At 60.0% G+C, this 11256-nt stretch carries 8 protein-coding genes; 7 read left to right on the top strand and 1 reads right to left on the bottom strand.

Annotated elements, in window-relative coordinates; genetic code table 11:
- The first annotated feature begins 129 nt into the window (after positions 1-129).
- Together PA598K_RS31735 and PA598K_RS31730 are read left to right on the top strand one after the other, a co-directional pair.
- On the top strand, positions 130-1584 hold the full coding sequence (locus PA598K_RS31735; RefSeq protein ID WP_128660776.1) for a PDZ domain-containing protein: 1455 nt from the start codon (positions 130-132) through the stop codon (positions 1582-1584).
- 420 nt (positions 1585-2004) lie between these two features.
- On the top strand, positions 2005-3819 hold the full coding sequence (locus tag PA598K_RS31730) for an LTA synthase family protein (RefSeq protein ID WP_128660788.1): 1815 nt from the start codon (positions 2005-2007) through the stop codon (positions 3817-3819).
- 93 nt (positions 3820-3912) lie between these two features.
- On the opposite strand, the gene PA598K_RS31725 is transcribed toward PA598K_RS31730, so the two are convergent.
- Entirely contained in the window at positions 3913-5385 is a 1473-nt protein-coding gene (locus PA598K_RS31725) for a VanW family protein (RefSeq protein WP_128660775.1), read from the bottom strand.
- A gap of 181 nt (positions 5386-5566) precedes the next feature.
- Here PA598K_RS31725 and ftsE point away from each other — a divergent pair, with 181 nt between their 5' ends.
- The 5 genes from ftsE to PA598K_RS31700 form a co-directional block, all read left to right on the top strand.
- Complete coding sequence (gene ftsE, locus PA598K_RS31720) at positions 5567-6253, top strand: cell division ATP-binding protein FtsE (RefSeq protein WP_305780973.1); 687 nt, start codon at positions 5567-5569, stop codon at positions 6251-6253.
- Positions 6243-7157, top strand: coding sequence for a permease-like cell division protein FtsX (gene ftsX, locus PA598K_RS31715; protein ID WP_128660774.1), 915 nt, complete (start codon positions 6243-6245; stop codon positions 7155-7157). Before ftsE ends, ftsX begins: the two co-directional genes overlap by 11 nt.
- A 12-nt stretch (positions 7158-7169) precedes the next feature.
- Positions 7170-8441, top strand: a complete 1272-nt coding sequence (locus tag PA598K_RS31710; protein ID WP_128660773.1) for a murein hydrolase activator EnvC family protein — start codon at positions 7170-7172, stop codon at positions 8439-8441.
- Positions 8442-8776: 335 nt separating this feature from the next.
- Positions 8777-10246: a S41 family peptidase gene (locus PA598K_RS31705; RefSeq protein ID WP_128660772.1), complete on the top strand. Its 1470-nt coding sequence runs from the start codon at positions 8777-8779 to the stop codon at positions 10244-10246.
- Between the two features lie 151 nt (positions 10247-10397).
- Positions 10398-11256 (top strand): serine protease (locus tag PA598K_RS31700; RefSeq protein ID WP_128660786.1); only part of this gene is annotated, 859 nt, incomplete at its 3' end.

Genomic DNA, 11256 nt, shown 5'->3' with positions numbered 1-11256 from the left:
TCAACCGCTAATGCGGTTAATAACCAAGAAATCTGGGGACAACAGCGATCGGAAGATCGATCCCGTGACCGTAGGCCCTCTTTTGAGGGCAGCCCGATACCTATTATAAAGGAAAGGGGAGCGAAACCCATGACGTACTGGCAACGGATGTATCTGATCGGAATGGGGCTGGCGATCCTGCTGTGCATCGCAGGAGAACTGATCTGGATCCCCGATCCTGTCCATATCGGAATGAACGTCTACTGGATCGATCTGCTCAACGGCATGGTCTTCCTGCTCGCGGCTGTGCCTTTGCTATGGGGCGCCGCCGCGATCGGCGGCATCGGTCATGCCCGCAAGGAGGCTCTGCGGATCGCCCGGGCTGGGCAAGAGGGCGACGGACAGCCGAGAGGACAAGGCATCCGGCTGTATGTGGATGTGCTGCGGCGCTGGCTGCTGCTGCTCCTCTCTGTAGGAGCGGCCGTATTTATCGGCTGGATGGCGGCGACGGGGGAGATGCGCCTGGCGCTGCTGATCTGGGCGGCGGGGCTGCTCGCTGCGTCCTGGGCGATCGCGCTCTGGGACCTGTTCGTGCTGGAGCGGCGACGGCGAGGTGGCAGGATGCCTAGGCGTGCCGTAACAGCGGCGGCGTTGTCGGTCGTGCTGCTGCTGGCCTTGTTTTACCCGATGCCGTACATGGTCACCTACCCCGGACTCTCGGTCAATATGCACCGGTATGCTGTTGCCGAGGGAGAGAGCGGCGAGGGGGGGAACGGGGAAATTATGGGCGTGCTCGTCTTCGATCGTCCGGCCTTCCCGATCGACTGGCTCTATGCCGAGCTGTTTCCAAATTATAAATTCCGGCCGATCCGCAAGCTCGGGATGTCGATCGGCTCCTATGAGAGTCTGGTCCATAATCTGAAGCTCGAGGCCAATGACCTGGGCAGCGCAGTCGGCTTCAAGCTGGCCGGCATCGGCGACGGGGCGGTCGCTTACGGCGCGCTCGTGCAGAGCGTGCAAATCGGCGGTCCCGCCTACGGTCAGCTGCGGCCTGGCGATATCATCATCCGGATCAATACCCATGCCGTGTCCTCTTCGCTGACGTTGACCAATGTGATGCGCCTTATCGAGCCCGGCGACACGGTCGAGGTGACGCTGCTGCGCAACAATGAGCCGCTCACGCTGCGCCTGCATACGGTCGTCCACCCGGAGGACGAGAATCGGCCGGCCGTCGGAATTACCGTCGACGACGCGCTCATGCTGGACCTGCCGATGAAGGTGCGCTTTCGCTCCTACTTTGCCCATGAGGGCGGACCGTCTCACGGCGCAGCGCTGGCGCTCACGCTGATCGACCAGTTGACGCCGGGCGGCGTTACTTTTGGCAATCGCGTCGCCGTCACCGGCACGATTAATGCCAACGGCACCGTCGGCAAGATCGGCGGCATTCGTCAAAAAGCCTACACCGTTTATCGCAATGGCGCCGACGTCTTCTTCGTGCCATATGGGCAGGCGCAGGAAGCGCGGCTCGGCGCGCCGGAGCTTAATATCGTGCCGGTACAGACGTTGCGCGACATCCTGGACTGGCTTAAGGCCCATCCGCGCTGATGGGCAAGCCCGGCAAATCGCGACCAACGTTGCCAGCGCATGAACAACGGCGTTATCGTAAGCTCGTTGACTGTTTTATGAGGTTTTCGAGAGCAGGAGAGCACATAGCGATAGCCACGACCGCACGGTGTTTTTGACTTTAAGTAAAGGCCGTAGCATAATATGCTTTGTCGCTGCGGATTTAACAAAGCTTTTACAGGGTATAAATAGATAAGGATTGTCTTGCTAGCGCAAACTGCAAGAAAATGTGGATTTTTTGCAACTAAGAAGCGAGCCCAATCGTTATTTTAATGGGGAGTAGAAGGGGCGGATTCCGAATCCGGCCTGTTTGGTTCTTGTTTACAGAGAAAGGTGGGGAATTTTGTGTCGAGGTTTCTGGACACGGTACGTGCAAAGCCGTTTGTCTTCTTCTCTATTATTATGCTGCTCAAAAGCTGTCTGGCCTATCTGGTCATCTTTGACAACGGCTTCTCCATGATGCCGCTGCTGACTGAGATTCCTTTCGTGTGGGCGCTGTTCTGCCTGATCGAATGGTTCGCGTCGAAGCGCAAGCTGCTTTATTATTTTATCGTCAACCTGCTGTTGACGGCGATCTTTTTTGCAGCGATCATGTACTACAAATATTATGGCGTTATCGTCACTTATCATGCGCTGGACCAAGTCAATCAAGTGACCGCAGTCAAGAACAGCGTATTCTCGCTCATGCATCCGTATTACCTGCTCATCTTCATCGATATTATCGTGTTCGCGATCATGCTGTTCCGCAAGCGGGAGATTCCGATCGATATGAGCCACAGACCGCGCAAAAAAGCACTTGTCATGAGTCTGTTTGTCCTGTCTGTCATCGTCTGCTTCGTCAATATTATGCCCAACCGGGCGAGCATGAACGAGATTAAAAAGGCCGAGGATATGGGTATCCTCAACTATGAGGCCTACACCATCTTCTCTAAAGAGGAAAAAGAGCTGGTCGATCCGCAGCAGATCACTCGCAGCGCGATCGATCGCATCAAGCGGACCCAGCCGGTCGTGTCGGGCAACTATGCCGGCGCTGCCGAGGGCAAAAATCTGATCATCATCCAGATGGAGTCGTTCCAGAACTTCCTGATCAATCTGAAGATCGACGGCCAGGAGATTACGCCGAACATGAATCGGCTGATGAACGAGAACTTCTACTTCTCGAACTTCTATCAGCAGGTCGGCCAAGGCAACACCTCCGACGCCGAGTTTGTCGTCAACACATCCTTCTACATCCCGCCGCGCGGCGCGGCATCCGGCGTCTACGCAGCCAAGCAGCTGCCGAGTCTGCCGAAGCTGCTGGGGGAGAAGGGCTATAACAGCGCCACCTTCCATACGAACGTCGTCGAGTTCTGGAATCGCGGCGAGATGTACCAGGCGCTGGGCTTCGACCGTTACTACGACGAAGAGTTTTTTGGCAAAGAAGATACCGTGTTCTTCGGCGCTTCGGACGAGGTGCTGTACGATAAAACGGCCGATGTGCTGCAACAGATGAATGACTCGGGTGAGCCATTCTACGCCCAGGTCATCTCGATGACCGCGCATCACCCGTTCACGATCCCGGCAGAGAAGTACAAAATGGAGCTCCCGGAGCGTTTTGAGAAGACATTCGTCGGCGACTATATCCGCTCGCAAAACTATGCCGACTACGCGCTTGGCCAGTTCATCGAGCAGCTCAAGCAAAACGGCGTATGGGATGACAGCCTGATCGTCATCTACGGCGATCATCTGGGCTTGCCGATCTACTCGCTCACCAAAACCGACAAGCAGCTGATGGAAGAAATCTACGGTCGCGAATACAGCTATACCGATATGATCAATATTCCATTGGCGATCATCTCCAAGGATGTCACTTATCCGGCCGTATTCGAGCAGATCGGCGGTCAGGTAGACATCCTGCCGACAGTAGCCAACCTGCTCGGCGCATCGGTGAAGGACCGCATCTACTTTGGTCAGGATATTATCAACCAGACGTATAACCTGTTGCCGCAGCGCTATTATCTGCCTTCGGGCTCGCTGCTCAGCGACGATGCGCTGCTCATCCCGGGCAGCGGCTACGAGGACGGCACGGAGTACCCGTTAGCCGGCGAGGGCGGCAAGGGCGGCAGCATCACCGAGGATGAGTTCAACCGGGCGCTGGAGCTGCTCAATCTCTCGGACAGCTACGTCAGTCAGCTGCCTGATCGCGAGCCGGCGAAGGACGAAGCTGCTTCGGAATAATATACCGATCTTTTATTGAAGTATTTCGCTTATAAAGCAAGCCAAAGAGCGACGCCGGGCATTCAGCCTGGACGTCGCTCTTTGGCGTCTCTTTCACGGTACCAATCGGATACCGTCCTCGAGCAAGCCATCCTCAGCAGACCGCGCCTGGGTGCTTGCATCCGGCTTGAGGTCGCTCGGATGAAGGCCGATCAGACTGGGCGAGGCCTTGTACGTATCGCGCGAGATGCGCTCCCGCGACACCTCCTTGCCATCACGCAGCATCGTCCGATACGTCTCGACGACGTAGCCCGGCTTGCCCTGCCGCAGTTGCTTGGGCTCGCCGGGGGCGGCCAGTTCGCTCGATACCTCGCGGACCGGCGGATCAATCGTCTTGACAGTCTTGGAGGTGATCCGATACTGGACATTGTCCGGCAGCGAGCCGAACAGCTTGATCGTCAGCTTGCGCCCCTTCGTCTCGGTCCGGATGACGAGATGCTTGCCGGTCGTGTTGCGGAAGCGGAAGTTGATCGTCCCCTCGGAGAAGGTCGCGTCGCGGCCAAGCGGCATGTACGATACGGGCAGGGAGTGATTGCGCCGCTCGACGATCTCGAGGCCTGCCTGCAACACAGCCTCGTACAGTGTGCTCGACACCTGGCAGATGCCGCCGCCGATGCCGGGCACGAGCTCGCCGTCCAGGATAACCGGAGCTTCCCGGAAGCCGTACTCCCGTTCGGCAGCTGCGATCACCCGCTCGTAGTCGAACACCTCGCCGGGCGCCAGCGTCCAGTCCTGCAAGGTGCGGGCCGTCGCTTCGACGTTGAAGGCTCGTCCGGCGGGGCTGGAGGAGTAATCAGTCGTATGCGAGGCGATCTTGCGCTCGACGCCTTGCGCTTGCAGCTGTCCGAGCGTCACCGCAGGCTGCGCGACCGCAATCGGCAGCTTGAGCACGGCAGCGCCTCCCGAGGTCGGCGGCTTGGCGGCCGCCTGACCCTCGCCGGCCGAGGCTCGGAGCCAGTGCGCGATGACGCTCTCCCGCACCTGCTCGCTCAGGACGGGCAGGTCGACTCGGTAGGCGTCCCGGTGTCGATGGTAGACGATCTTGTCGTCGGCGGTGATGCGCCGTGTCGCGTCGACCGGTTGGTATTGCTCGAGCCAGCGCCATTGCTGACGGATGCGCGCTTCGAATTGCTGCGTGTTCCAGGCGAGCTTCATCCGGTGCTCGCGGGGGAAGAGGAGACGATAGCGGGCGCGCTGCAGCAGTCCGCCCTCGCGTAGGGCGAGCAGCTCCGAGACGAGCGGCTCCCGCTCGATGCGGAAGCCCAGCTCGGCGAGCGTCCAGCTATGCCTGTCCTGCTGACCAAGATTGGCCCAGACGACGAGCTCCTCCTCTTCGAAGGCGGTCCATTGCCGCTCCAGCAGCTCGAGCGATGCGTCGATAGCCAGTCCGCCGATCGGCGTGCCGTCGACGACGGTGCCGTCGGGCACGGTCTCTTGCTCGGCATAGAGCGCCAGCAGCCCCCAGGCGGTGGAGGAGAGCAGCAGGATCGCTATGGATACGATGAGCGACAGATGGATTTTTTTCATCGTTTGATCACCTCGTCCCGTTTCGTTTCTATATCATAGATATGCAAGGAAACGCCGCTTTATTTTCGCTTTGGGGCGCCGATGAGAATTATTAAAATGCTGTCGATTACCTGGGGATTGGAAGGAATTGCGTCCTTATTGTCGAATGTCTAGTAGCTGACACTGTACAGGATGTGATAATGTGATAGAAATGCAAGACATCTGGAAAACGTACGCGAATGGCTCCCATGCCTTGCGCGGCGTTTCCGTCCTTATAGATCGCAATGAGTTCGTCTACCTGGTCGGACCATCCGGGGCCGGCAAGTCGACGTTCATGAAACTGATCTACCGGGAGGAGATCCCGACCAAGGGCCAGATCTCGGTCAATGGCTTCAACATCGGCAAGCTGAAGCCGCGCAAAATCCCGTATGTCCGTCGCAATATCGGCGTCATCTTCCAGGATTATCGTCTGCTGCCGAAGCTTAGCGCCTATGAGAATATCGCCTTTGCGATGGAGGTCATCGAGGCGCCTCGCCGGCTCATCCGCAAGCGGACGATGGAGGTGCTGGAGTTGGTCGGACTGCGCGACAAGCACGCGAGCCTGCCGGCTCAGCTGTCCGGTGGCGAGCAGCAGCGGGTGGCGATCGCCCGCGCGATCGTCAACAACCCCGCCGTCATCGTCGCGGACGAGCCGACGGGCAACCTCGATCCCGATACGTCGTGGGGCATCATGCATCTGCTCGAGGAGATCAACTTCCGGGGCACGACGATCGTCATGGCGACGCATAACCGCGAGATCGTCAATCGCCAGCGCAAGCGCGTCATCGCGATCGAGGACGGTCTGATCGCCCGCGACGAGGCCAGAGGGGAGTACGGGTATGAAATTTAGCACCATGCTCCGCCACCTCCGGGAAGGCGCCAAGAGCTTGCTGCGCAACGGCTGGATGACCTTCGCCTCGCTTAGCTCGATCGTCATCTCGCTGTTCATCCTCGGCGTCTTCCTACTGCTCGCGCTTAACGTCAACAATCTGACCGAGCAGATCGAGAGCCAGGTGCAGATCCGCGTCTTCCTGCAGCTCAATACGGAGCAGGAGAAGATCGATGAGCTGAATCGGACGATCGGCAATATGCCAGAGGTAAGCAGCATCGTCTTCGTCTCCAAGATGGAGGGGCTGGAGCTGCTGCGCAACAGTCTGGGCGAGGACGGGCGGGAATTGCTCGATGGCTACGACGAGACCAATAATCCGTTGCCGGACTCCTTTACCGTCGAGGTGGTCAATCCGCAGGAGATCGGCTTCGCCGCCAAGAAGATCCAGGCAATCAATACAGAGAACGATGCGGCGATCAGCAGCGTCAAGTACGGACAAGGCACAGTAGAGACGCTCTTCAAGGTGACGACGGCGGTGCGCAATATCGGTCTGGTCATCGTGGCAGGGCTGGCGCTAACGGCGATGTTCCTGATCTCCAATATGATCAAGATGACGATCCTCTCGCGCAGCCGGGAGATCAAGATTATGAAGCTGGTCGGTGCGACCAATTCGTTCATCAGCTGGCCGTTTTTTATCGAGGGCGCGCTGATCGGGCTGTTCGGCTCGATCATTACGTCGACGATCGTCCTGGTCGGCTACTCGCAGCTCGTCTCGTTTTCGCAATTTGAGCTTGGGCTGATGATGATCAAGCTGGTTACGGTGCAGGAGTCGGCGCTGCTCGTATGCGCGCTGCTTATCGGCATCGGCACGTTAATCGGCGTATGGGGCAGTACGATATCGGTTCGCAAGTATTTGAAAGTGTAGGTGAAGAGATACGTGAAGAGAGCACTTGCCCTGCTGGCATTCCTGCTGGCAGCGGTCCTCGCTTTCCCGCCGATCGCCGGTCAGGCCGCCTCCGAGGTGGATCGGATCAACCGGGAACTGAACAAGGTACGTTCGCAGATGCAGGAGGCTACCAGCAGCAAGGCGCAGGCCGAGCAGGAGCGTGAAGTGGTAAGCACGCAGAAGGATGAGGCGACGCGCTCGATCAATCAGATCCTCGATGAGATCGACAACGTCTCGCGCAATCTCCAGAACACGCAAAGCGAGCTGGCGACGACCGAGGGCGAGCTGCTCGATGCCGGTCGCAGCCTGGAGGAGACCGAAGTACGGATCGTCGAGCGCGACAAGCTGCTTGACTCGAGGATGCGGCTCATGTATACAAACGGCTTCGTCTCTTACATGGATGTGCTGCTGAGCGCGACCAGCTTTAGCGACTTCCTCGACCGCGTCGACGCGCTCTCCTCGATCATGAATCAGGATAAGGATATCCTCGAGGAGCATCGCAGGGACAAGGAGCTCATCCTCGTCAAGAAGGCCGAGATCGAGACGAAGCTGGACGAGGTCAAGGATCTGTACGGACGGCTGGAGACCTATCACAACCAGCTCCTGGTCAAGGAGAAGGAAAAAGAAGTGATGATCCTCCAATACAACGAGCAACTGGAGGAGCTCGAGGGCATCTCCGAGGAGCAGGAAGCGCTGCTGATGACGCTGGCATCCAAGGTGTCTGAGCTCGAGAAGGAAAAAACAGCCGAGCTGGAGCGTCAGCGCAAAGAAGAAGAGCGCAAGCGCCAACTGGCCCGTCAGCGGGAGCTCCAACGGCAGCAACAGTCGCAGACGCGCTCGGAATCGGACTACAAGGATAGCGGCGGCCAGCTGCTGCGGCCGATCTCCTCGTCCTATCGGATGAACTCGCAGTTCGGTCCCCGGGTCGATCCGATCACCGGCAAGCGGGGCAGGATGCACAACGGCGTTGACTTCGCAGCGCCGGCCGGCACACCGATCTATGCGGCAGAGTCCGGCGTCGTCATTGTCGCCCAGTCGACGAGCGGCTACGGCAACACGGTCATCATCGACCATGGCGGCGGGATGTGGACGCTGTACGCCCATATCCGCAACGGCGGCATCAAGGTCAAGAGCGGCGATAAGGTGAAGCGCGGCCAGAAGATTGCCGAGGTCGGCACGACTGGTCGATCGACAGGCAATCACTTGCATTTCGAAGTGCGGATCAACGAGAAGCCGGTTAATCCGGTTAGTTATTTGCGCTAGACACGCCCTAGGCAGGTCGCAGGGCGCTGGGAGGGTCGAAGGGGCGAAGCTGGATCTCGGGCCACGCCGGTGACATGATCACAGAACAACGACAGACCTCCAGACTCGCCGCTTGCGATCGGCTGTTCAAAACGGTATACTACCCCTTATAAGCCGCCCTCCCCAGGGCGGCAATAGCCGTTTGGGGCAAGACGACGCTTCGCGTCAATCGAAGCAGTCCAGGTTTAATAATTGCTGAAGGCTTGTCATAGACTAGTCTGACAGCTGGTTCCAAGGAGCCTGAAAATCGCGGTCGGCAGCGGCAAGCGCGCCGATGGCACAGAGGTGGTGAAACTATGCAATTCAAGGGAAGAACAGTCGTCGCCTACATCGTCCTGACGGTCGTGGCGACGGTCTTCTTCACGCTGACGGTCGTCGACCGCTCGCTGCTGCAGGAGTTGGGCAGCCGTACGGGGTTGGTGACGGCCCAGGGCGACCCGTTGGTGACGGAGCGGCTAAGCTCGGAGGAGCTGAAGAAGCTCAATACGGTGTTGTCGCTCATCGAGAACAAGTACTACAAGCCGATCGAACGCGAGCGCATCGTCAGCGGCGCCTTGAACGGGATGATGTCGGTGCTCGAGGACCCTTATTCCGTCTATATGGAGCAGGATGCGGCGGAGCATTTCTCGGAGTCGATCGAAGGGTCGTTTTCCGGCATCGGCGCTGAGGTCTCGATGGAGGACGGACAGGTCATCGTCGTCTCGCCGATCAAGGATTCGCCGGCGGAGCGGGCAGGGCTGATGCCCAAGGATATCATCCTCTCTGTCAACGGCGAGCGTCTCGACGGCCTGCAGCTGAGCGAGGCGGTGGCCAAGGTGCGTGGTCCCAAAGGCAGCAAGGCCGAGCTGGAGATCCGGCGCGGACAGCGCGCCCAGCCTATTCAGGTGACGGTCGTGCGCGACGATATCGACGTCGAGACGGTATTCTCCGAGATGCTGCCGGGCGACATCGGCAAGATCGAGATCCGTCAGTTCGCGATGAATACTGGCGAGCGCTTCGGCGAGGAGCTGGCGACGCTGGAGGAGCAAGGGATGAAGGGGCTGATCATCGACGTGCGCAACAACCCCGGCGGCGTGCTGCCGGTCGTCGTCTCGGTGACCGAGCCGTTCATCCGCTCGGGCGAGCCGATCGTCCAGATCGAGGATCGGAACGGCGAGCGGGAGCAGACAGTATCCAAAGGCTCCGGCAAGCCGTACCCGCTGGCCGTGCTGATCAACAAAGGCAGCGCCAGCGCCTCCGAGGTGCTGGCCGGCGCGCTGCGCGAGCGCGCGGACGCGACGCTGGTCGGCGAGACGACCTTCGGCAAGGGCACGGTGCAGGTCAGCTACAACAAGGCGCTGAGCGACGGCTCGCTGGTCAAGATGACGATCGCCAAATGGCTGACGCCGGATGGCAACTGGATCAACGAGACCGGCATCAAGCCTGACGTCGAGGTGCTGCCGCCGGAGTTCTACAATGCGCCGCGACTCTCCAAGGAGCAGACGCTGAAGCTAGACATGCTCGGCGAGGAAGTGCGCAGCGCCCAGCTGATGCTGAGCGGACTCGGCTACAGCACCGGCCGCAAGGACGGGTATTACAGCGAGGAGACAGCCAAGGCGGTATCGGCGTTCCAAAAGAGCGCATCGTTGCCGGTCAGCGGCCAGCTCGACGAGAAGACGGCGGAGCGGCTCGAGGAGGAGCTGTTCGCTTGGGTGCGCGATGCCAGCAACGACCGTCAACTGAGCGCCGCCGTCGAGACGATCAAGGGCAAGCTAGCGGGCGAATAATCGCCCCGTCGCTGCCTTTCGCGAGCAGGAAATCGCGGGTGGCGTGTCGAAAGTATGAAGGCTGGCTGACGCCGATCAATCGGCGATGGCCAGCCTTCTGTTATGCTTCAAGCATCGGGGAGAACGATGCGCGAGAGGAAGTGATCCAAGGTTGGATACGTTACTGGCCATACTGCAGCTGCTCGGAAAAGCAGCACTGCAGCTGGCGACACAACCGTTCTATTATATTGCGATCCTGCTGATCATCCTGATCTACCGCCATCAGATGCGGACGGAGCAGCGACTGTTCCATGCGCGCCTCCACCCGTGGCCGATAGAGACGCTGCGGTCGCTGCTGACAGGAGCGGTGGCTGGTCTGCTCGTATCGGCGATCGCCCTGTTCATCGGCGTCCGCTTGACCCCGGATACGGTCTGGTGGATGTGGGGCGCCGCCGGCGCGCTGCTGCTGCTGCGCTTCCGCTATCTGTGCATCGCGTACAGCGTCGGCTTGCTGGGGCTGCTGCAAGGTGCAGCGAGCTGGCTCGATGCCGGAGCGTACTCTCCGCTGGCGGGGCGGCTCGCGGAGTCGTTGGCGGCGCTCGACATCCCCGGCCTGCTGCTGCTGGCGGCGCTGCTGCATCTCGCCGAGGCGCTGCTGCTCGGGCGTCAGGGGGCGCGGCTAGCCAGCCCGCTCGTCCTGAGCGGCAAGCGCGGCCGGCTCGTCGGCGGCTACCGGCTGCAAGGATATTGGCCGGTGCCGTTGCTGCTGGCGACACCCGCTGCGGGAGGCTTCGCGGCGGCCGGGACAGCGCTGCCCTGGCCGCCGCTGCTCGGCGGGGGGACCTGGGCGGAGGGCTGGACGATGATCGGACTGCCGGTCATCATCGGCTTCACGACGCTGACGCGCTCGTTGCTGCCGCAGCAGAGCGCGCGTCAGAGCGCCAGGCAGCTGTTGCTCTACAGCGTGCTGCTCGGAGCGATCGCGGCGGGGGCTCTCTGGTGGCCGCCGCTGACGGTGCCTGCTGCGCTGG

Source organism: Paenibacillus sp. 598K, assembly GCF_003851045.1.
GTDB lineage: Bacteria > Bacillota > Bacilli > Paenibacillales > Paenibacillaceae > Paenibacillus_D.
Note: the sequence above shows the minus strand (reverse complement) of the source record. Positions and strands in the feature narration are given on the sequence as shown.